Origin of the sequence: Shewanella sp. SM73, assembly GCF_025653795.1 — a bacterium.
GTDB classification, from domain to species: Bacteria; Pseudomonadota; Gammaproteobacteria; order Enterobacterales; family Shewanellaceae; genus Shewanella; species Shewanella oncorhynchi.
The window spans coordinates 19,850-44,021 of record NZ_JAKKRY010000007.1; the positions used below are offsets into that span (position 1 = coordinate 19,850).

16 protein-coding genes are annotated in these 24,172 nt (G+C 46.4%); 10 read left to right on the plus strand and 6 right to left on the minus strand.

Annotated elements, in window-relative coordinates; genetic code table 11:
- Positions 1-10: 10 nt before the first annotated feature.
- A complete protein-coding gene (locus tag L5M51_RS11540; protein WP_006086113.1) occupies positions 11-301 on the minus strand; it encodes a co-chaperone GroES in 291 nt (96 codons plus the stop codon).
- A 224-nt stretch (positions 302-525) separates the two neighbouring features.
- On the opposite strand from L5M51_RS11540, the gene L5M51_RS11545 reads away from it, so the two are divergent.
- On the plus strand, positions 526-1,893 hold the full coding sequence (locus L5M51_RS11545; RefSeq protein ID WP_263146631.1) for an MATE family efflux transporter: 1,368 nt from the start codon (positions 526-528) through the stop codon (positions 1,891-1,893).
- A gap of 1 nt (position 1,894) precedes the next feature.
- Here L5M51_RS11545 and L5M51_RS11550 read toward each other — a convergent pair whose 3' ends face one another.
- Entirely contained in the window at positions 1,895-2,884 is a 990-nt protein-coding gene (locus L5M51_RS11550; RefSeq protein WP_113940006.1) for a LysR family transcriptional regulator, read from the minus strand.
- 128 nt (positions 2,885-3,012) lie between these two features.
- Between L5M51_RS11550 and L5M51_RS11555 the strand changes: the two genes are divergently transcribed.
- The 3 genes from L5M51_RS11555 (at position 3,013) to L5M51_RS11565 (ending at position 8,867) form a co-directional block, all read left to right on the plus strand.
- Positions 3,013-4,095 (plus strand): efflux RND transporter periplasmic adaptor subunit, encoded by a 1,083-nt coding sequence (locus tag L5M51_RS11555; RefSeq protein ID WP_263146628.1) that lies wholly within the window; start codon positions 3,013-3,015, stop codon positions 4,093-4,095.
- A gap of 3 nt (positions 4,096-4,098) precedes the next feature.
- The gene (locus L5M51_RS11560) at positions 4,099-7,185 is read left to right on the plus strand and encodes an efflux RND transporter permease subunit (RefSeq protein WP_263172817.1); all 3,087 of its coding nucleotides are present in this window, start codon (positions 4,099-4,101) and stop codon (positions 7,183-7,185) included.
- A gap of 695 nt (positions 7,186-7,880) precedes the next feature.
- Entirely contained in the window at positions 7,881-8,867 is a 987-nt protein-coding gene (locus tag L5M51_RS11565; protein WP_263146623.1) for a DUF3187 family protein, read from the plus strand.
- A 282-nt stretch (positions 8,868-9,149) separates the two neighbouring features.
- On the opposite strand, the gene L5M51_RS11570 is transcribed toward L5M51_RS11565, so the two are convergent.
- Positions 9,150-9,734, minus strand: coding sequence for an FxsA family protein (locus L5M51_RS11570; protein WP_113940009.1), 585 nt, complete (start codon positions 9,732-9,734; stop codon positions 9,150-9,152).
- Between the two features lie 225 nt (positions 9,735-9,959).
- Between L5M51_RS11570 and cutA the strand changes: the two genes are divergently transcribed.
- From cutA to L5M51_RS11595, 5 genes are all read left to right on the plus strand, one after another.
- Positions 9,960-10,283, plus strand: a complete 324-nt coding sequence (cutA, locus tag L5M51_RS11575) for a divalent-cation tolerance protein CutA (RefSeq protein ID WP_113940010.1) — start codon at positions 9,960-9,962, stop codon at positions 10,281-10,283.
- Positions 10,280-12,115, plus strand: a complete 1,836-nt coding sequence (locus tag L5M51_RS11580; protein WP_263172819.1) for a protein-disulfide reductase DsbD — start codon at positions 10,280-10,282, stop codon at positions 12,113-12,115. Before cutA ends, L5M51_RS11580 begins: the two co-directional genes overlap by 4 nt.
- Before the next feature lie 181 nt (positions 12,116-12,296).
- Positions 12,297-13,952 carry a cation:proton antiporter family protein gene (locus L5M51_RS11585; protein WP_263172820.1) on the plus strand — a complete coding sequence of 552 codons (1,656 nt, stop codon included), beginning with the start codon at positions 12,297-12,299 and terminating at the stop codon, positions 13,950-13,952.
- A 295-nt stretch (positions 13,953-14,247) separates the two neighbouring features.
- Entirely contained in the window at positions 14,248-15,393 is a 1,146-nt protein-coding gene (galK, locus tag L5M51_RS11590; protein WP_028761840.1) for a galactokinase, read from the plus strand.
- A 190-nt stretch (positions 15,394-15,583) separates the two neighbouring features.
- A complete protein-coding gene (locus L5M51_RS11595; RefSeq protein WP_131524396.1) occupies positions 15,584-16,618 on the plus strand; it encodes an aldose epimerase family protein in 1,035 nt (344 codons plus the stop codon).
- 134 nt (positions 16,619-16,752) lie between these two features.
- On the opposite strand, the gene L5M51_RS11600 is transcribed toward L5M51_RS11595, so the two are convergent.
- A complete protein-coding gene (locus L5M51_RS11600; protein ID WP_105251357.1) occupies positions 16,753-17,157 on the minus strand; it encodes a hypothetical protein in 405 nt (134 codons plus the stop codon).
- A 490-nt stretch (positions 17,158-17,647) separates the two neighbouring features.
- Positions 17,648-18,649, minus strand: coding sequence for an NAD(P)H-quinone oxidoreductase (locus L5M51_RS11605; protein WP_263146616.1), 1,002 nt, complete (start codon positions 18,647-18,649; stop codon positions 17,648-17,650).
- Between the two features lie 409 nt (positions 18,650-19,058).
- Between L5M51_RS11605 and L5M51_RS11610 the strand changes: the two genes are divergently transcribed.
- Positions 19,059-22,175: a M9 family metallopeptidase gene (locus L5M51_RS11610; RefSeq protein WP_263172823.1), complete on the plus strand. Its 3,117-nt coding sequence runs from the start codon at positions 19,059-19,061 to the stop codon at positions 22,173-22,175.
- A 158-nt stretch (positions 22,176-22,333) separates the two neighbouring features.
- Here L5M51_RS11610 and L5M51_RS11615 read toward each other — a convergent pair whose 3' ends face one another.
- Positions 22,334-24,151 (minus strand): sel1 repeat family protein, encoded by a 1,818-nt coding sequence (locus L5M51_RS11615; RefSeq protein ID WP_263172826.1) that lies wholly within the window; start codon positions 24,149-24,151, stop codon positions 22,334-22,336.
- Between the last annotated feature and the right edge of the window lie 21 nt (positions 24,152-24,172).

Here is a 24,172-nt window from a genome sequence, read left to right on the forward strand (position 1 = left end):
ATGCTGAGGATTAACCCACTACTGCCATCAGGTCAGCTTCCGACAGGATCAAGACTTCTTGACCGTCGATTTTTTCTTTCTTAACGCCGTAACCTTCGTTGAAGATCACCACGTCACCCACTTTGACATCCAGTGGCTTAACTGTGCCATTTTCTAAAATACGGCCATTGCCCACAGCAAGGATTTCACCGCGAGTTGATTTTTCAGCGGCGCTACCGGTCAGTACTATGCCACCCGCTGATGTAGATTCAACTTCTAGACGCTTAACGATTACGCGGTCATGTAATGGACGAATATTCATCTATGAACTCTCCTAATGATTTGATGCCCTACAATCGAGCCTATTTGTGATTAAAAAAACAGACACCTTAGTCTGCTCTTTTGCTGTCTGAGATATGGGGCTGACAGTGTCGAGATCCAAGGGCATTTACAAAAAAAACTTCAATTTTTTGATGTCGGTTTTTTCAAGTCCGCACAATCCTGCTAGAATCTCGCCTCCGCTCGCTAACAAGGCACTATTTTTCCATGAAAGACAGACACGGGCTGCTCACCGCGCCAATTGGTCGTGTACTGCTCAACATGAGCCTCCCCAACTTAATTGGCATTATGACCATTCTAGGTTTCAGCCTCGCTGACACTTTTTTTATTAGCCAATTGGGCACTGAAGCCTTAGCCGCCATCAGTTTTACCTTTCCGGTGACCTTAGTGATCTCGAGCATCGCCATTGGTATTGGCGCTGGAGTCTCGACCAATTTAGGTCGACTTATCGGTTCGGGTAATGCCCACAAGGCCAAAGTGTTCTTGCATGATGCCTTATTGCTCACCTTTGTCTTGATCGCCAGTTTAGCCGCACTGGGTAGCATTTTTATCGAGCCACTGTTTCGCTTACTCGGGGCAAACGATGACAGCTTGCCACTGATCCACGACTATATGATTTACTGGTATGTCAGCGCACCGCTGCTGGTATTGTTGATGGTAGGCAATCAAGGCTTACGTTCCACTGGCGATACTCGCTCGCCGGCGATGATCATGGCACTGGCGGCAATCATCAATCTTATCCTCGATCCGTTACTGATTTTTGGTATTGGGCCATTTCCACGTTTAGAAATCCAAGGCGCCGCAATTGCAACCCTGTTCGCTTGGTTGATTGCCTTATCTTTGTCGGGATATTTGTTGATTGTCAGGCGCAAAATGCTCGAATGGGCCGCCTTTGACATAGACAGAATGCGCGCGAACTGGAGCAAACTAGCCCATATAGCACAACCCGCCGCCTTGATGAATTTAATCAATCCACTAGCCAATGCCATTATTATGGCCATGTTGGCGCATATCGATCACAGCGCCGTAGCAGCCTTTGGTGCCGGTACTCGGTTAGAGTCAGTGCTATTAATAGTGGTGATGGCACTGTCGTCGAGTTTAATGCCCTTTATTGCGCAAAACTTAGGGGCAGGACAGCCACACAGAGCGAAAGAAGCCCTGCTGTTATCGATAAAATTTATCTTTATTTTCCAAACCTTACTCTATATCCCCCTGATCTTTTTAGCCGAGCCTATCGCGCATTTATTCAGTACCGATCCGCAGGTTATCGAATGGCTGAGTTTTTATATCTTAGTGCTGCCCTGTGCCTACGGGCCTTTGGGTATAGTGATTATTGTCGCGACCTCGCTCAATGCCTACCACAGGCCTATGAGTTCATTAGTCATCAATCTGTGCCGCTTAGTGCTGCTCATGCTGCCGCTAGCAGCCTTGGGATCGTATATAGGTGACGTTAAAGGCCTGCTGCTCGCGTTACCTGTGACCAATATTTTGATGGGAATTGCCTGTTATTGGCTGGCGCAGCGGATCTGTGAGCCCACAAAGATCACGACCGCAAACGCCATTAGCGAGGGGTAAACTAGCTTGATTTTTTAACGGGAAAGCGCAACACATCGTCTGAAAACGCTCCCGTAGAGGCTTTGCAGGATCGACGTGGGCCTTGCTCACTCATGTTGATCGGCACGCCATTTGGCACTAACTCTTGCATGATATAGTCGATAAAGCGTCGACAGGCTAAACTCACGTAACGTCTTGATGGATAAGCTAAGAAACACTCGCCTTGGTGAGGCTGGATTTCAGGTAGCAAAGTCACTAACTCACCGCTTTGTACATATTCATCCACGACTTCAGCAGGCGCATACACTATGCCGCGTCCTTGCAATCCAAACTCAACCGCCACTTCAATACTGTTCGAGCAGAAATTACCTCTGACTCTCACCTCTTGTTCTGAACCGATAAATAACTCATTAAAGATTTTGCCGTTGGATAAACGGAACATAGACACATTATGTGCTTCAATCTCTTTCGGTGTTTTAGGTGTGCCATGTGCCGCTAAATATTGAGGACTCGCGTAAAAACGTAAGTCAGTGGTAAAAATTGGCCGCACCACTAAATCTAAGGTATCCAACGCAGGCTCGACCACAAAAGCCACATCAAGATTATGTTTCACCATATCAACGGATTCTGAACTGCTGATGACTTCTAAGGTGAGTTTAGGGTGCATATCCATAAAGCGGAAAATGGCTTGCATCAAGATTTTCATGCTGTGGATAGGGAACATTTGAATACGCAAATGCCCGCTGATCTCAGCATCGTCATTGGTCATTTCAAAAAGGGTTTCGTCGAGCTGAGCCAAAATATTCTGCGAGCGCTGGTAAAAATGGCTGCCCGCAGAAGTGAGCGTCATAGAGCGGCTCTGACGGTGGAACAATTTAATGTTCAGCTCATCTTCCAAGGCTTGCAAACGTCGACTCACAGTCGATTTAGGTAAGTTAAGTAAATCCGCCGCTTCAATCAAACTACCGGTTTCAGCAATTCGGTGGAATAACGCTAAGTCCTCTGTCTTCATTTTGACCTTAAGTTCAATCTCATTATGTGGGACTGATAATCCCAAAGTATCCCGTTTATTGCAACTAATTTAGCTGGTATCTTCGCGCCCAGAAATGCTGACAATTTGTTAACTAGGAAATCTCCACCATGAAATCATATCGACTCTTGCCGCTGACAATGCTGCTTCCAGCCCTGATCAGTGGTTGTTCGCCTGCGGAAAGTTCAGTGCAAGTGGCAACAATTCGTCCGGTTAAACTGTTTGAAGTACTCAATGTAGAAGACGGAGATTTCAGAACATTTCCAGCCCGCGTTGCCGCCAATAGTCGCGCAGAATTGTCGTTCCGCATTTCAGGACAATTAACAGAATTAGCATTAGTTGAAGGGCAAAGAGTCACTCAAGGTAGCTTACTCGCAAAACTTGATGACAGGGACGCCCACAATAATTTAATGACCCGCGAGGCGGAGCATGAACTGTTAGCCGCTGACTTTAAACGTAAAGTCGAGCTACTCAATCGCAAGCTGATTTCACAATCTGAGTTTGATAGCACTCAAGCGCAACTCAAATCGGCCACCGCCGCCTTAGCCGCTGCACGCGATCAACTGAGTTACACCCATTTAACGGCACCTTTTAGCGGTACAGTCGCCAAACGTTTAGTGGATAACCACCAAATAGTGCAAGCAAACCAAGGGGTATTAACATTACAAAACAATAATTTGCTCGATATTAGCATTCAAGTTCCCGAGTCGATGGCGGCGGGTTTGAAGCAATATACCGATCAAGCTCATTTTACAGCTAAGGTGCGTTTTAGTGCCTTCCCCGAGCAAAGTTTCGATGCCAAATTTAAAGAATACTCGACTCAAGTCACGCCGGGCACCCAAGCCTATGAAGTGGTGTTTTCGTTACCTCAACCTCAAGATATTCAGTTACTTCCAGGAATGAGTGCCGAGTTGACCTTAGCCTTAGTCAAAGATCCTAGTGCCCTTTCGTCAACGGTAGTGCCAGTGACCGCTATCGATAAGCGCGACCAAGATGGCCAAGTGCAAGTGTGGATTTATCAAGCGCAATCGGGTGAAGTAAAACCGACGATGGTGACGCTAGGACGCGTGAGTAATCAAGGTGTTGAGATTTTAACGGGCGTCAACAAGGGCGATCTCATCGTCAGCGCTGGAGTGTCTCAATTATCCGATGGCATGAAAGTCAAACCACTACGCTGGCAGCGTGGGGTGTAATTGATGAACATTGCAGAGTATTCGATACGCCACAAAGTCATCAGTTGGATGTTTGTGTTGCTACTACTCGTGGGTGGTGGCGTCAGTTTTACCGGTTTGGGGCAACTAGAATTCCCCGAATTTACCATTAAAGAAGCTTTAGTGATCACGGCTTATCCCGGTGCCTCGCCTGAGCAAGTTGAAGAAGAAGTGACATTACCGCTCGAAGATGCCCTGCAGCAACTCGACGCCATTAAGCATGTGACTTCAATTAATAGTGCGGGTTTATCACAAATCCAAATCGAGATTAAAGAAAGCTACGATAAAACCAGCCTGCCGCAGGTGTGGGATGAAGTGCGTCGTAAAGTCAATGATGCTGCGGGAAACTTGCCGCCAGGCACAGCAACGCCACAGGTGATGGACGACTTTGGCGATGTGTATGGCATTTTATTTAACCTTTCGGGACCTGATTACAGCAACCGCGAGTTGAGCAATTACGCCGACTATCTGCGCCGCGAGCTAGTGCTAGTACCTGGAGTGAAAAAGGTTTCTGTTGCTGGCAACGTCACCGAGCAAGTCGTGATTGAAATCTCCCAGCAAAAGCTATCGGCACTGGGGTTAGATCAGAGCTATATCTATGGCTTAGTGAACAATCAAAACGTCGTCTCTAACGCGGGCAGCTTAGTGATTGGCGATAACCGTATCCGCATTCATCCCACGGGCGAATTTAGCAATGTGCAGGATCTAGCGCGTTTAATCGTCAGCCCTCCGGGTAGCTCTGAGCTGATTTACCTTGGCGACATTGCCAATATTGAAAGGGATTATGACGAAACCCCTAACGTGCTTTATCACAATAAAGGCGAAGCAGCGTTATCGCTGGGGATTTCTTTCTCTAGTGGTGTGAATGTAGTCGAAATCGGGCAAAAGGTCAGTGACCGTTTAGCCGAGCTTGAATCGCAACGCCCAATCGGCATGAATTTAGCGACGGTTTATAATCAAAGCCAGGCGGTAGATGAGACAGTTAACGGCTTCTTAATCAACCTAATGGAATCCATTGCCATAGTGATCGCCGTGCTTCTGCTGTTTATGGGATTGCGCTCAGGCCTGTTGATGGGCCTGATCTTACTGCTGACGATTCTAGGTACTTTTATCGTGATGAAAGTGCTCGGGATTGAGCTACAGCTCATCTCCCTCGGCGCACTCATTATTGCCCTTGGTATGTTGGTCGATAACGCCATTGTCGTTACTGAAGGCATTTTAATTGGTATCCGTCGCGGTAAGACCCGTTTGGAAGCGGCCAAACAGATAGTGTCCCAAACCCAGTGGCCGTTATTGGGCGCGACTGTGATTGCCATTATTGCCTTTGCCCCCATTGGCTTATCGCAAAATGCCGCCGGTGAGTTCTGCCGTTCTTTATTCCAAGTGTTGATGATTTCACTGTTTATCAGCTGGATCACCGCCATCACACTCACGCCGTTTTTCTGTCATCTGTTATTTAAAGATGCGCCGAGCGATGAAGAAGCCCAAGACCCCTACAAGGGCTGGTTCTTCAGCTTATATCGCACAAGCTTAATTGTAGCGCTGCGCTTTAGACTGGTGAGCATACTGCTGGTTATCACTATGCTTTTCAGCGCTGTGGTGGGCTTTGGTCATATCAAGAATGTGTTCTTTCCTGCTTCTAACACGCCGATTTTCTTTGTGGATATCTGGATGCCAGAGGGGACTGACATCAAGGCGACCGAGCGTTTTACCGCTGATATCGAGAAGTTAATGCTTACGCTGAACGAGCAAAAAGACGTTGGGCTAAAACACTTAACAACCGTTATTGGCCAAGGTTCGCAGCGCTTCGTACTGCCCTATCAGCCAGAAAAAGGCTATCCCGCCTTTGCCCAGTTGATTGTAGAAATGCAGGATTTAGACGCAGTTAAAGCCTATATGCCAGAATTAGAAACCTTGTTAAATCAACGTTTCCCACAGGCACAATATCGTTTAAAAAACATGGAGAACGGCCCTTCGCCCGCCGCCAAAATTGAGGCACGCTTTTACGGTGATAACCCAGAAGTGCTGCGCGCTTTAGGTGCTCAAGCCGAGGCGATTTTCAACGCCGAACCAAGCATGGATGGCATACGTCACAACTGGCGTAATCAGGTGCCCCTGATCCGTCCGCAACTGGAAAATGCCCAAGCGCGCGAAACAGGGATCAGTAAGCAAGATCTCGACAATGCCCTATTGGTTAACTTTAGCGGTAAGCAAATTGGTTTATACCGAGAAACCAGCCACTTGCTGCCCATCGTCGCCAGAGCGCCCGCCGAAGAACGTTTGCAGGCCGACAGCCTATGGAAGCTGCAAATTTGGAGCAGCGAACACAATACCTTTGTGCCCGCCACCCAAGTAGTCAGTAGCTTCAACACTGAGTGGGAAAATCCGCTGGTGATGCGCCGCGATCGCATGCGCATGCTCGCAGTAATGGCCGATCCTAAGCTTGGTAGCAATGAAACTGCCGATTCTGTACTGCGCAAAATCAAAGACCATGTCGAAGCGATCAGCTTGCCCGCGGGTTACCGCTTGGAATGGGGCGGTGAATTTGAAACCGCAGGTGAAGCACAAGCGTCGGTATTTAGCTCAATTCCCTTAGGTTATCTGGCGATGTTTTTGATTACCGTATTCTTGTTCAACTCAGTGCGTCAGCCCTTAGTGATCTGGTTTACTGTGCCACTGGCATTGATTGGGGTTTCAGCGGGACTCTTGTTGTTCGATGCGCCCTTCAGCTTTATGGCACTACTCGGATTACTGAGTTTGTCGGGCATGGTGATTAAAAACGGTATTGTCTTGGTCGATCAGATCAACCTCGAGCTCAGTGAAGGTAAACCAGCCTATTTTGCCTTAATCGACTCCTGTGTCAGCCGTGTTCGTCCAGTGATGATGGCCGCGATAACCACTATGCTCGGGATGATACCGCTGATCCCCGACGCGTTTTTCGGTTCTATGGCGATTACAATTATTTTCGGTCTAGGCTTCGCTTCTCTGCTGACGCTCATCGTACTGCCAGTGATGTACAGCCTAGTATTCAATATCAAAGCGACGGCAACAGGAGGTCAATCACCCAGCTAACCTGCTCCGCATTTTATCCAAAAACGCTTCCCGGCGCGGCCGGTCAGTCATTCGTGGCTGGCTGGCCATTTCATTTTTGATCTATTACGGTTTGAGGGACAATTTAAACAAGCACATCCATTAGATAAACAAGTTTGGCAAACTGAGATTGGTCTTTAATTACGATAACTAATATGACTGATAAATAAATATATTAATTAAAAAACATGAACTATCAGTTCCATATTTTCACCGCTAATACGGGACAATTACCTGTTACACACATTTACACGAGTAAATAGCAGCGGTATATTTAGTGCTGATTATTCATTTACAATGCCATCTGAAATACCACTACCTATAACTAACAACATAAACAATGTTATTACTTTGTTAGCATAATAATTTATGTTTGAGAAACATCATGAAATTACGCTTTGATAGCGTCCAGACAATGAGTAAACAGACAATATTACTGGCAGTTATTAGCACTTTACTAATACTCACTACAATCCCGTTTATCTGTAGGTCATTCTGGCTCGCACTTGTACTATTATGGTATGTTTTTTGTAGTTTTTAATTCTAAAATTAATTAGAAATCTGTCTAATCAAAAACTTTATTGCTTCAAACAGAAAATTTTCAGTCATTTATACATAACATCAGCCTCACTACAAAACATTGCTTTTAATAGAGATTAGATAAAAAAGAGTTTTCGATGAAATATGCAAAGAAAATTTTATTTGTGACTATTAGAGCACATCTAATTTATACGGTAATATTTTTACCGAGTACTTTCGCAGAAAATATCAATTATAGTCATTATGGGCCACTTCGTGTGCATGCCCAATCACCTACACATGCGGGTAGCTTAACGCCTCTACTTCGTTCAGGATTTGCACTGCCTGAAGGGAAAAAAGAGATATACGGATCTGCAACAGTAGCAAGTGTATGGGCTGAAACTGACGATTACTATGCTGACTATTATCATAATTCTCTTAATGGCGGAATAAAGTGGCAACTCACTGAAAAATGGATGTTTGATACTAATTATAAGTGGAGTTTTAGTGGGGATAACCATCTTGACTCGGTCACTATCTGGTTTCATGATGCATTTGGTGTGGGTCAAAATGGCCGCGACAATACAATCAAAGACAAAAACCAAATATTTTCAAAGAATGGTATCAATCAACCTGATCTTTCTGGCGATACGCTAACGAATGCCCTAAATTTCTATTTAGAATATCAATTACTTAGTGAGGATAATTATGGTCTATCACTAGGTGGCAGCTTATATTACAACCATGTTAACTCTGGCCCATTTGTAGATAACCGTTTTGAACAAGCATTACAGCTGAATTATAGCTATACATCTGGAATGCATCATTTTTACTCCACAACAGGTATAAGCTTTAGACAAAATGATGAAAGTCTATCTGGAATAGACTATAAAGATCATGCAGTAATGTTATCTTTAGGTTATGAGTATTTAATAGGACGCCATGGTTGGCTTATTGAATTACATCATTATGAAGGTTTACTCAAAACAGATAATGACTTTTCAAAACCTTCTCACGAAGTATTTCTAGGCTATAGGTATTATCTGAATAACAGTGCAATTGAATTCACTATCGTCGAAAACCTACTCAACATGGACAACAGCACTGATATTGCTTTTTCTCTTGGATACAGAGTCATGATTTAAAAATACCTTACTTTATCACATGAATGCGATCCAAAAGCTTTTATCTAATATCATGTTAACTCTTATACCTGAGTGGGCGGGTTATTAGGATTGGAGTTTTTTAAGAGTGAAATGGCTATTACGGGGGAGGTGAACCAGCGGCACAGGTCAGATTGATTCAGTCGGCCACTGGTATCTAAGGGATATTAGGGAGAAAACTCAAGCGAATAAACGCGATAATCAACTGAGTTAATCCAATAACAAACTAACGCAACAAGCGACTAAGACAATACGAGACTCATACTAAGACTTAGGGTCTTTGTCCTGCGCTTTATCAGAGAGTTGATGGCTAGCGGGTTTGATATCACTTGGATCGACTTTATGTTCAAAGTCTCCCTCAAACACATTACCGTCCTTTTTCACACTATCATCAAATGGCGCTTGACCAAATGGGTCCTGTGGCTTAGGCCCAAAGGGACCTTGGCCCGCTTGAAAGCCACCGTGCATTGTGCCCTGTAAACCGGCAACAACCCGTAACTGCATGCGTTTGAACAACAAGGCTGCAATGGGGCGACGGGTTAATGGCGTCAAGAATAATAGGCCAATGGCATCGGTTACAAAACCGGGGATCACGAGCAAGATGCCCGCCATAGCTAACATCATGCCCTCGACAATTTCTTGCCCCGGTGCTTCACCACGGGCGAGTTTTTGTTGTACTTGCATTAAGGTGTTTAAGCCTTGGCTGCGAACCAGAGAGACCCCGAGCACGGCGGTAAACAGCACTAAACCTATGGTAGTCCAAGTGCCAAGCACTTCACCCACACGGATCAGCACCGACAGCTCTATTACTGGGATCAGCACAAAGAGTAAAAATATAATGAAAAACATACCGACCTCAGGTTTATCTGACTATCTCTGTAAACTAAATGGGGGTTATCCGGTCTTAATTCAAGTCAGGATAACCATTAGGACCAAGTAAGGGAGCAAAACACTGATATTTAGCTCACCCTTTTGTTAACCCGCTAATGTATGAGACCATTAAAACACGTAAAGTAGCCTAACGAAGTTGGCTTAAGCGAACTTTAAGATTCTTAAGAGACGATACCTAACACTATGCAGCATCAGTATTTAGTGGTTAGCACTACCTGCCCCGATGAAGTACAAGCCAATACTTTGGCCCGAGCTTTAATTGAGTCGCGTATTGCCGCTTGTGTTCAGATTTCCGCCCCGATACGTTCAATTTATGCTTGGGAAGGAAAAATCTGTGAAGAGCAAGAATTTAGCTTACAGATTAAATGTTTACAAAGTCGATATACAGAGTTAGAACAACTTGTGCTTAGGCTTCACCCTTATCAAGTACCCGAAATTATTGCCGTGCCTGTGACCCACGGGCTACCAGCCTACTTAGATTGGATAAAAGACAACACTCAGCCATGAAAAAACTACTCAGCCTTATTTTCACTTCTTTATTGCTTCTTGCGCCCTTAGCTCATAGTGAAGGGGTTTTCGGTAACAAATTCGACTTCATGAAGGGTGAGCCTGAATTGATGCCTGTCGATCAAGCATTTGTCTTCGATTCCAAGCAAGAAGGTAATCAGGTCAAACTCAATTGGGTGATTGCCGACGGTTACTATATGTACCGCGACAAGCTTAAATTTAGCGTCAATGGTGCCGAGTTAGGCACGGTCGCTCTACCAAAGGGAAAGCCCCATGAAGATGAGTATTTTGGTAAGCAAGAAGTCTATTATACCTATGTCGATATTCCCGTTGGTTTAAAACAGGCCGATGAAAATGCTACGCTCACAGTGACCTTTATGGGTTGTGCCGAAGGTAAATTGTGTTATCCACCGACCAAGCATGAAGTCGTTTTAAAGGCGATTGCAGCCAACGATGGCTTAATTGCAGGCGCCGAATCAACCACGACGACTGAGCAAACCAGCACTAAGCCAAGCACTGCCAATAAAACCAATACGCAACCCATTACTCAGCAAGATACCCTGAGCCAAATGCTGTCGAACGACAGCTTAATTTGGACTTTAGTGATTTTCTTTGGTCTAGGTGTCGGTCTGGCATTAACGCCCTGCGTATTCCCTATGTATCCGATTTTGTCGGGTATTATTGTCGGCCAAGGGCAAAAGCTCTCAACCGCAAAAGCCTTTACCTTGTCCATGGCTTACGTCCAAGGCATGGCAATCACTTACTCTATCTTAGGGTTAGTAGTTGCATCGGCGGGACTAAAATACCAAGCGGCATTACAACATCCTGCCGTATTAGTCGTACTCGCGATTTTGTTCTTTGTGCTCAGCTTATCTATGTTTGGCCTATACGATTTGAAACTGCCATCGAGCTGGCAGGAGAAGATGAACTCAGTTTCGAATAATCAAAAAGGCGGCAACTTAGTTGGCGTGTTCTTAATGGGCGTGATTTCTGGCCTTGTCGCATCACCTTGTACTACCGCGCCGCTGTCGGGTGCACTCGTTTATGTGGCGCAAACCGGCGACCTACTCCAAGGTTTCTTAGCCCTGTATGTACTCAGTATGGGTATGGGATTACCTCTACTGATTATCGGCACCTCAGGCGGTAAATTATTACCGAGAGCCGGCGCTTGGATGGATATCATCAAGACTATCTTCGGATTCCTGCTGATCGCTGTATCTATCGTGATGCTTAGCCGCATTTGGACAGGCGTAGTATCCGATGTGCTTTGGTCACTGTGGGGCGTAAGCTTCACCGGCTACTTGATGCATCAGAACAAACTCAGTGAATTTAACTGGAAACAAACTGTACGTTCAGTCCTATTAACGCTGGCGCTACTGGCGAGCTTCTCCTACGGATTCCAAGCTGTGATGGGACACTTTGGTTTTAATAACAATTCCGTAGGCACTGCGGCGACGACCGAAGAAGTCCATGGCTTTAAACGCATTAAATCGATTGAAGATCTTGAGCAAGAAATTGCAGCCGCTACCGCCCAAGGTAAGCCAGTGATGCTCGATCTGTACGCCGATTGGTGTGTTGCCTGTAAAGAGTTCGAAGCCATCACCTTTAAAGATGCCAACGTGTTAGCCCGCATGAATAAAATCGTACTGCTACAAGCGGATGTGACTAAGAGTGACAAGGTCGATGTGGCCTTACTCGAAAAATACAATGTGCTTGGTTTGCCTACGCTGTTGATGTTTAACGAACAAGGTGAGCAAAGGGAAGATTTACGCGTGACTGGTTTTATGGGCCCCAAAGATTTTGCAACCCATTTAGATCATCTCGTGAAATAGTGACGATTTAGGCTTAGACCACCAGAGTGATTTAGTTCACTCGAGTTTTAACAGCCAAGTGTATTTACCGCAACACCAATAAAAAGCGGACTTTTTTCATTAAAAGTCCGCTTTTTTATCCAAGTGTCATAGATTTCTTATACAATCACTTACAATTTTAGACTTTTTAGATTGGAGCATCATGGAACCAGGCATCCTCATTATTACACTCATCTGCGGCATGCTCGTCAGCCGTATAGGACTCCCTCCGCTCATCGGCTACTTAGTGGCAGGCTTTGTACTGTTCATCTTAGGAATAGATAAAGAAAGCCTGCCATTACTGCAAGAACTCGCCAGCCTAGGCGTCACTTTACTGTTATTCGCCATAGGGTTAAAACTCGATATTCGTAGCCTGTTCAAGGCCGAAGTATGGGCGGGTTCGAGTGTGCACTTAGTGCTCTCGATAGTGATTTTTGTGCCGATTCTAAAACTCTTCGGCTTACTGGGCTTAAGCCAACTCACGAGTCTGAACCTAGAACAACTGACGTTAATTGCCTTCGCGTTAAGCTTCTCCAGCACCGTATTTGCGGTCAAAGTGTTAGAAGATAAAGGAGACGTGCAATCCCTCTACGGCCGGGTCGCTATTGGTATCTTGATTATGCAGGATATCTTCGCCGTACTGTTTTTAACTATTTCTAAAGGCGATGTACCTTCGGTATGGGCCTTTGCATTACTCTTACTGCCACTGGCTAAACCGCTCATCTATAAAGCTTTCGACCGTGTCGGCCACGGTGAACTCTTAGTGCTCTTCGGCCTAGTTATGGCACTCGTGGTTGGCGCTTGGTTATTTGAATCTGTTGGCTTAAAACCCGATCTCGGCGCACTGATTATCGGCATCTTGTTGGCGGGCCACAAAAAATCCTCCGAGCTGGCAAAATCCCTGTTCTATTTTAAAGAACTCTTCCTCGTTGCCTTCTTCTTAACCATAGGGCTCAACGGCTTACCTACGGTATCGGATATCGTCCTCGCGGCGCTATTAGTGCTGTTAGTGCCACTTAAAATCCTGCTGTTTGTTTACATTCTTACCCGCTTTAAGCTGCGTTCGCGTACTTCTATGTTGGGCTCATTTAACCTAGGTAACTTCAGTGAATTCGGTTTGATCGTCGCCGCAGTAGCCACCTATAAAGGTTGGTTACCTCCCGAGTGGCTAGTGATCATCGCAGTGGCATTAAGCTTTAGTTTTTTACTCGCCGCGCCACTTAACGCCACCGTCGGTAATATCTACCAGCGATTCCAGCAGCGTTTAATCAAACTTGAAAAACGCCCGTTACACCCAGAAGACAGACCGATAGCCATTGGCAATCCACGCTTTTTAATCTTAGGCATGGGCCGTATTGGTAGCGGTGCCTATGATGAACTCAGGGAGCAATTTGATGGGGAAATTCTCGGTATTGAACACAAGCAAGACTTAGTCGACTTACATAAAACAAAGGGTCGCAATGTAGTGCAAGGTGACGCCTCAGATACCGACTTTTGGGAAAAACTCGACAGAGCACCTAATCTTGAACTGGTACTGCTAGCCATGCCGCACCACGCGGGAAATATGTTTGCAGTTGAGCAACTCAAAAAACTGAATTATCAAGGCAAAATCAGTGCAATTGTGCAGTACAGTGACGATGCTGCGGCGCTTCGCGAATCGGGGGTGCACAGTGTGTACAACCTGTACGAAGCCGCTGGTGCCGGTTTTGTGGATCATGTGATTTACGAGCTATTGCAAAACTCGGAGAAAAACACAGTTCCAGCGGAAGATACAGTACAAGTGCCTGATCCTAAACTTAATGCGGAGCCACGTAGTTAAGTGCCTGCTAATGCTGCATTAAATTAAAATCACACCATAACAGGTCGCACAAACGAGCAGTCACATCCTCTGCTAGTTTGTGCGGCATCCAACTAAATGCTGACTAATCTTTACAAATCAATTAACTAGATAAAACACTCAATACGCTATTTTGCCTCCTCATCCCAGTATCGATTTACTCATTGCAGCCTATCGCCATTTCAGCAAAAAATCTCAGTTACATCACTGACTCAGTCGTGATATAAATCGATGACGGTAACGAAATTAGCTCAGCTTTTTTGGAATTTTTTACAGCATGTCAAACCCTGCGCAGCGCGCCACTAAGTTATTTGTCCAAACCTTTGGCACTAAAGCCGATGATTTATATCAAGCCCCTGGGCGCGTCAATCTGATCGGTGAATACACGGATTACAACGACGGTTTTGTACTCCCGGCAGCCATTAATTTTCATACAGTGATTGCGGTAAAACGCCGTGACGATACTAAGTTTCGAGCCGTCGCCGATGCGTTTCCCGGACAAATTAAAGAGTGGGTTTTCGGCCAAGAAAACGACATGGACCCGCAAGATGGCTGGGTGAATTACCTCAAAGGTTTTACTGCGGCTATGGCGCAAACTGGCTTATTAGCCAAGGGCTTAGACTTAGCCATTGTGGGCGATGTGCCACTTGCCGCAGGTCTTTCATCTTCGGGCGCACTCGTTGTCGCCTTCGGTACAGCCATTAGTGATACCAGCCAACTGCATTTATCCCCAATGGCGGTGGCGCAACTCGCACAGCGCGGTGAGCACAGGTATGTTGAGTCGGCCTGTGGCATCATGGATCAAATGTGCAGCGCCATGGGTGAGCAAGACCATGCACTACTGATTGACTGCTTAGATCTCGATAGCGAAGCCATTCCCATTCCAGAAAACCTAAGCCTTATCATCATAGATGCCCATATCGAGAAACAACGCTTAGCCGCGACCAACGAACAACGTCGCACTGAGTGTGCACAAGCGGCAGAGTACTTTGGCTTAGATGCACTGCGTCACCTAGATTTACGCCAACTAGAAAGTGCAAAGGCCGATTTAGATGAAGTGCTATACCGCCGGGCGAAACACGTCGTCACTGAGAACCAAAGAACTCAAAATGCTGCTCGCGCCTTAGAGCAAAATAACATCCAAAAATTCAGTCGTTTAATGGCTGAATCCCATGCTTCACTGCGTGATGATTTTGAAGTCACACTGCCCGAATTTGATACTTTAGTTGAAATTGTCAGCCAAGTGATCGGCGAGCGTGGTGGCATCCGCATGACCGACGGCTGCGTGGTCGCCTTGGTCGACCATGAACTGACTGACGCTGTTGTTGCCGCCGTTGAACATGAATTCTTCGAAAAAACCGCCATCGATGCCACAGTGTATTTATGTTCCGCCAGCGCTGGCGCGGGGCGCATAGATAACTAGCCAGAACAGGCAATTTGCTAGAACAAGCACTTAGCCGCACTTAAACCAAAGACAACCGAATAGAGTGACTACGCCGTCGATAACATACGAATTCATCACTGAACTTTATGCTGTTGATGGCAAATAATAGGGTTAACATACTCATTTAACACAATAAGCAGTGAGCATATTCAACACAGAGGGAAGCTAAATGGTACGTTTCAGTGTTTTGGATCCTTGGACCGATCCCCGCGGCGGTGAAATCGAACGGGTTCGGATCGACAATGGCATACTCGCATTAGAAGTCATCAGCTTAGGCGGTATTATCCGCGCTCTGTGGACCCCTGATAAACACGGCGAACGTGCCAATATCGTTTTAGGTTGTGATAGCGCCGAAGATTACTTGACCCAATCGGCTCATTTAGGTGCCATTGCAGGCCGCTTTGCAAATCGCATCGCTAACGGCAAAATGCACTATCAAGGTCATGATTATCAATTAGATGTAAACCAAGCGACTAACTGTTTACACGGCGGCCGTGAAGGGTTTAATCGTAAAAACTGGCAACTAGGTCAACTCCCCGATGGTGTGCGTTTGACCTTAATGAGCCCAGATGGCGACATGGGTTTCCCCGGTAATTGCACAGTTCAGCTGGATTACCGCCTCGCAGGCAATAATTTGTACGTAGAAATCTTAGCCTCCGTCGATAAAGCCTGTCCCGTAAGCCTCACCCAACACAGTTATTTCAACCTCGATGGCACAGAGACCAATCATGAGCATCTGATGCAAATCGATGCCAAGCGCTATCTCACCATGAATGATGTCAGTGTTCCCACTGGGATTGCCGATACAACTGGGTCGATTTTCGATTTAAGTCAACCAATACGCTTAGGTGACAAGCTGCATGCCGCTGAACTCGCAAGCACTCGCGGTTATGATCACTGTTATATGATGAATAATCCCGATGGCTCACTCGCCCGTTTTGGCTGTTTAAGCAGCCCCATTAGCGGTCGTGCTATGACGGTTTATACTAATCAACCGAGTGTGCAGCTGTACTGTGCTAATTTTTTAAATGGCACAGTAGGTCGCAATCAACAGGTATTAAATCAACATCATGCTGTGTGTTTAGAGCCGCAGATGCTGCCAGACTCCCCGAACCAAGGCGAGCGCTTTGGTGATGATGTTTGGTTAGTGCCAGGCAAGGTTTATCACCACATTAGCCGTTATCAGTTCGATGCCGATGCGTAGCCATTCGCAATAAAAATTGAGGAAACGAGGAAAAATGCGGTTTAGCAGAAGGGAATAAATAAAGCGATAAGGAATAAAATAAACACTACTTTATTCCTTACACTCACAGTGTTAGCCCTTAGGCCGACACTGTGTTAATCATCAAAATCATCGCCCCAATCATCGTCAAAATCCACGCCAACGGCATCAGATTCGACTTCTGGTTCAACTTCAGGCTTCGCCTTACGTACAGGCGCAGTTTCCTTCACGTTGTTCAAGTCAATGCGAGCTTGATGTTTACTCATAAATTGAGATCTTGCCGCCTTCCATGCACCACCAAACTTAGCCTCAGCAGCTTTTAACGCAGCCTCATCTAAGTCGTATAGGTTCACTTTGACTATATCTTCCACATACTCAATGATCGCATCGCGATCGGTATTGTATAGGTAGATACGTCCTGGGGAGGCATCGGGCAGCTGGTTGTCATGGACGACAATCGCGTTGCCTTTCGATGTTCTCAGCTCACCATACCAAACCTGTTTCTTTGCTGTGTTATACATATATGCTAATACCCTTAAATCAACACATACACCATGAGTTTTTTAGCCTGAATAAGCGAAGCATCGCTTGCTTTGATCCACGAATAGCGCCTGAAAGTCTCTGACGTTTTCAACTGGGTATTTTTACAGAATATTTCCGATAATCAATGCCTCATACCATGAAATTTTCACTAATTACGTATTAATTTCTGCCAAAGTACCCAAAAAGTTTAATCATTAACGACTTTAGTCTAAAAAATCGACGCGGCAAGTTTTATTCCCAAGAAAAAGCAATCATATCTATGGTGTTTGATGAGTCATCAACGTTAACAATTCTAGGTTGCTGTAAAGTTAACCATCAAGGTTATCCATGAGGATTTAATTACAGCGCTACAAACTCATATTTACCGAACAATGACTAAGCCACTATGATGTCAGAATGTCTTCTAGATTGACTCGAATGGCAGCGACTTAAAGCAAATATGTCGCTGCAAAACCAAGTATGCCTAGCTCAAATGACAGTCAGTATTACTTTGCCTCTGTGCTCACCCGACTCCATCAAAGCATGGGCTTTAGCAGCCTGTGCTAATGGAAAGGTTGCAAAAATATTGGGGACAATTTTATGGGCGTTTAACAACGGCCAAACTTTCTCCAATAATTCAGCAGCAATGGCGGCTTTGGCCTCCACGCTCTGCGGTCTTAGGGTCGACCCTGTCCACATGATACGTTTTGCCATCAGGCGGAAAATCTCAACCTCGGCCTTAGGCCCCCGTTGCATAGCTACCGACACCATACGCCCGTCCATCGCTAAGGCTTGTAAGTCAAGATTGATAAAATCACCACCCGCGATATCAAATACCACGTTTACGCCCTTATCTTGAGTGAGTGCCATCACAGGTTCAACAAAGTTTTGAGTACGATAGTTGATGACTTCAGCGGCGCCAAGGCTCAAGCAATAATCGCGTTTCTCATCCTGTCCCGTCGTAGCTATTACTTTTGAACCCAGCGCACTAGCCAACTGAATAGCCGTACTACCAATGCCACCTGAGCCACCGTGGATCAGTACCGTCTCGCCCGCTTTGAGTCCCGCACGCATAAACAGGTTACCCCATACGGTGAAGAAGGTTTCTGGCAGCGCTGCTGCCTGCACATAACTAAAACCCGTCGGGATCGGCAAACAATGGGCCGCATAGGTGAGCACATACTCGCCATAACCACCGCCCGGCACTAAGGCGCATACCTTATCGCCAACTTGCCATTGGCTCACGCCGTCACCGAGGACACAAATATCCCCAGCAACCTCAAGACCAATAATCGGTGATGCACCCGGTGGCGGTGGATACGCGCCCACCCTTTGTTTAACATCGGGGCCATTCACTCCTGCTGCATGCACGCGGATCAACACTTGCCCCGCCGCAGGGACAGGCAAAGGTGAGCGCGATAGCCGCATCACCTCGGGCGCCCCAGGTTGCTCAACATGAATATGGGTGTACTCGCTTGGTAAAGCTGACATAAAAGCTCCTGTGAGAATGGCACCAACCTAATAGCAGATTGCTATGCTTAAACGGTTCGTTTGCTAAACCTTAATGCGGCTAAGCTAGCGCAATTTCAAGCCAAATAGCCACAGTTATTCCATTCTATATTCCATCGCACTCAATCAAGCGGCTGACGTTAACCATTTGAACTGAAAGCTGAACCTAAGCTGAACAGAAAAGATGTATCAAAAAAATATTATGACAAATACTAGATATATTAAAAACTTACAGCCATTATTCTGAGGCATTATTTGCTGGCTGCGATGTTTGTCGCGCTATTGTTATCACGCAAATAATCCAATGAGGTTTGATGCAAGTCTGTGTTAAATGCATCAAATAACGCCCAAGGAAGATCTGCTTTGCAGACTAGATAACTACGGATACACAATGAAAAACACACTACTCTTCGCAGCAATTAGCTTAGCGATTGCAACTCCCGTTCTTGCCCATAACACTCATGCAAGCCCCCCATTAGGCAACAACACACCAAACAGTTCACCAGCTCAACCCGTCCCGCCACCGCCCTCTGCACCAATTAGCTTAATTGAATCACATAGACCGCTACTGCGGGAGACGCCATTGATGGCATCCCCCAATGATCCGACGATGACAGAGCAGCCTAAGATTCATTCACGCCAGAAACGTCAGATAGAGGTCTCGGAGCAACCCCCACTTAAGTTGCAGAATCGTAGCGCCGCGATGCAAGTCAGCGACTGCAGTGACTTTGTTGGGAAATCAGGTCAGGCACTAGTCAATGAACTGAGCCAATCGACACCCGAATGCGTCGGTAAGCTCTATAGCCTCAAAGGCAGTGCTGCGACCGCGCTATTTAGCGAGGCCAATGTGATCAGTGTGGCTAATGCCATTGCCGCTAAAGCCAAGGACTACACTGGGGTCGATGTTCAGCATCTTGAGTCCCATATTTACTTTGTCCGCGCCGCCCTCTATGTGCAGTTTTACAGCCCAAATGATGTGCCCGCTTACAGCAGCGCCGCTAAGGCCAGCTTAAAATCAGCCCTCAACGCTTTATTTGCGAACGCTGCGATTTGGACAGTCTCCGATGCTAATGCTGGCGTGTTGAAAGAAGCCTTAATCCTGATTGACTCAGCCGAGCTCGGAGCCGATTTCAATCATGTCACTATCAAAGTGCTTACGGACTATGATGCTAATTGGCAAGCCAGCTTCGCCATGAACGCCGCAGCCAACTCAGTGTTTACCACCTTATTCCGCGCTCAATGGAATGATGACATGCAGGCGCTGTTCGCGCGTGACCAAAGCATTTTAGATGCGCTGAATAACTTCCAACTCGAACATCGCGACTTGTTAGGCACCAATGCAGAGTACCTTTTGGTCAATTCAGTTAAAGAGTTGTCTAGGCTGTATTACATTGATGCCATGCGCCCGCGAGTGACCCAGCTGGTCAAAAACATCCTCAGTAGCACCAGCAAAACCGAACCGAGCAAAGTGCTTTGGTACGCGGCGGCAGAAATGGCCGACTATTACGATCGCAGCCATTGTAACGATTACAATATCTGTGGTTTTAAGGCGCAGTTAGAAGCCGATGCTTTACCTTTTAATTGGAAATGCTCCGACAGCCTCAAGATCCGCGCCCAAGATCTCTATCAAGATCAAGCCAAATGGGCCTGTGATGTGCTGACCAGCCAAGAAAGTTATTTCCACAGTAAACTCGAAACGGGCATGCAACCCGTGGCGCAGGATAACAACGATGACTTAGAGCTAGTGATCTTCGGCAGTTCGTCTGAGTATAAATCCTTAGCCAACAGTATCTTTGGTATCAGTACCGACAATGGCGGCATGTATTTAGAAGGTTCGCCCGCCGGACTCAAAAATCAGGCACGTTTCATCGCCTATGAAGCCGAATGGCGCACGCCGGATTTCCACGTCTGGAACCTGCAACACGAATACGTACACTACCTCGATGGACGCTATAACCTGTTTGGTGACTTTAGTCGTGGCACTTCAGCCAATACCATTTGGTGGATTGAAGGCCTCGCAGAATACATCTCTTACCGTGACGCAAACCCTGCGGCAATTGCCATGGGCGAAACCGGTGAGTATATGTTGTCGACCATATTCAAAAACAACTATGAATCTGGTCAAGACCGCATCTATCGCTGGGGTTATCTAGCGGTGCGTTTCATGTTTGAACACCACAGGGACGATGTGAGACAGATTCTGGCCTACCTACGCAACGATCAATATGCAGAATATCAAGCCTTTATGGATAATATCGGCACACGTTACGATAACGAATGGCAGGGTTGGCTCGCCAGTGGTTTAAGCACGGCTGACGATGGTATAGTCGATAAGGGCCCGAGTGATGTCGACGCTGAGCCCAGTGGCCGCGAAGGCAACTGGACAGGACCCGCGGGCACTATCAGTAAGGATTACTCACCTTGCCAAGTGACTAATGAAGCCTACCGTTACACTGAATCGGCCAGCCTGAAAATTAATGTGCCGATGGAATGTATTGATTCAAAACTCGGCCGCGCCAGTTTCAGCTTTACCAATACCGATCGCACAGCCCAAGAGCTTTGGATCAAAATTGGCGGCGGTTGGGGGGATGCCGACATTTATTTCGATTCTAGAGGCTGGGCAAGCCCTGAGCAAAACCAAGGGGCTGGTATCGGTAATGGTAATTATCAAGTGATTAAGGTGCAGTTAAACCCTAACGAGTATTGGCACTACATTACCTTATCGGGGGACTTTGGCGGTGTCGATATGCAAGTCAGCACCACTGAGCTATTTGCTGATATCGACCCCGATCTGGGTGATGGCGGCGTGGATCCTGAGCCACCAGCCAATTGCGGCGCAGTGACCTTAGATTACGGTAAGCTCACCCTAGGCAAAAATGAGTGCATCAGTGGCGGGCGTAACAGCTTCTACTTCTGGGTTGAGGAAGATAATACCCAGTTCACTGTCACCACTAAGGGCGGCTCTGGGGATGCCAATATTTACTTCAATGCCAGTCAGTGGGCCGACGCAGATAATGCCGATGCAAAGAGTGCTAAAGCAGGAAATCAAGAATCGCTTAGCTTCAGCGCCAATCGTGGCTGGCGTTATATCACGATTGATACTGCCACTGAGTTTAGCGGCGTAACACTGACCTTAAGCACAGGCACGGGTAACACACCCGATCCGGTGCTCATTGCCAACGCCTGCGCGACGCAATCACCCTTAAGTTATGGTGAGCTCAGTGCTGGCAAAGCCATTTGCACCGCCGATGGGCGCAACGATTATTACCTTTGGGTACCAGAGGGAACGAATCAGCTAAGCATCAACTCTGCCCACGGCAGTGGTGATGTTAGCCTATTTTCGGGGACGACTTGGGCGAATGCTCAACACTTCGATGCAGCCTCTGTGACACCCGCCAACACGCGGGAAAGCATCACAGTCAATGCGCCAAACGTGGGGTGGTATTACATCACAGTGCAAAGTGAACCCCAGAGTTCAGGAGTCGCACTGCTGGTTGATTTACGCTAGTTTGATGACTCGCATTACTTAAATAAGCAGTTTTAGCCATTACGCATAAATCAAGCATTTGAATAAATAACAAAATCCCTGCTTCGGCAGGGATTTTTATTGAAGATAAGCTGAATAAGCAGCACTGACGTCACAGAGTCTTTAGCGACAATACGTTATTAGCGCATCCCTTCGAGCACTTGCACTCTCTCCTTGGCCCTTACTGCATAGTCGTTTGAAAACCGCTCTGCCATTTCAATGCTCTGCTGATAAAGCGTTAACGCTGCTTTAGCATCGACCGGTCCACCCTCGCCTTTATCTAATAAGGTTGCGAACTGAAAGTAAGCATTGCCTAGAATATCCGCCTGCAAACCTTGTTTAGCACCCAAGGTTGTCACTTTTTCTAACCAGTATCGCGCGTTAACCGTATCTCGATAGGGTTCCAATAACAGGATATTGGCAAGTTCAGCGGCGGCGTAAAGATCTCGCTCGGCGGCAATTATCCAAAACTCCTCGCTCTGCTCAAAATCCTCTTTAAAGTAATAATAGGTTTCGGCGGCATCTCGCGCTAAATCAGGTTGAGCTTTAACGCTTTGGCGATAATTTTCCAATGCCGTTGTAGCATTAAAATAGGGCGAACAAGATAACACTTGATAAAACGCCATCAGACTTCTTGCCTTCGGCAACCCTTGGTCAACTAGCTGATTTAACTGCTGCCATGCTTGCGTTTCACGGACCTTATCCGCACCTGTATTAACCAAGCCACGCTCGATAACCGATAAAGGTAAACGGATTAACTCAAGCTTTGCCGCGTTATCGCCAAAGCTCGCGGCGCGCTCCAGCCAATAGATCTTTTCATCGGCACGCCCCGCATAACCCGCTTGATCTCGCAGCCAACGCAACGCCTCAATATCGCCAGCTTCAGCGGCTTCACGGTAATATTTCTGTGCCTTAATTTTATCCTTGGGTAAGGCGTGCCCAAGCTCATAGATACGTGCCAAGAAGCGCTTATCTTCGGCCTTGGCACTCTGAGCTAACGTCTTGATTTGAGATTCAGGTTTACCATAGGCATACAATTTCACATCACCGTTAGCATAAGTATATTGAGTACCATCGGGATAATTCACCTCAACCGTATCAGGCTGATACCAAACATTGACCTCATACTGTTCGGCAATCTGTGGATTAAAATTCACCCGCATCACAGCCTCATCACCGCGACGAACCGCTTGAGTATAAGGACTAGCCCATAGGCTAGAAATTTGCTGCAAACTACTTTTCAGCCTAGCCTCGAAGGGTTTGTCTTCCTTAGGAGAATGAATAAATACTGGATAGTAAACTGGCGCTAAAGATAAAGGCGTAGTCGCAAGCAACGAATTATCCGCCTCGCTACCCGCATGAATAGGATCGATATTAAGTTCATGACTTAAATAAAAATCATCGTGGGGTGACACTTGAGTCGGCAACGTCGTTTGGCTAGCAACTTGTGCCGCATCCACAACAGAAGTGCGCTGCAACTTAGCAAGGTATTGTTGTTTAAGTGCTTTAGCCCTTTGCCACAACGGATGGTTCGGCAGTATTGTCACATCGAGCATTAAATCCTCAAGCCGCCACTGACAATCGCCGCCACCGTTCAAAGCTAAGGGCAGCGAAAACTCACTCGCTTTGCTACCACTGCTAATCACTTGCCGCAGCACTGAGGTTTCTTCGAATGTCGCGCGGTAGGGATTAGCAATATCACCACTGGGAAAACGGATTTCCTTTCGGGTACAAACAGATGAAACGTAATAACCGACAAGTTCTAATTGCGTATTAGCAGGTAATACACCAACAAACTCGAAACGCGGACTATCTACAGGTGCAGTCACTTGATCGACGGGCAACTCACTACGAAATAAGGAATCCCAAAAAGAGGCCATGGCGGGAGAGGCAAACATCAATCCAGCCGAGCAAGCCAAATATAAAAAAGCCCTATGAAGGCAATGTAACAAACTCATAATGCCAGCTCTCCGTCGCTG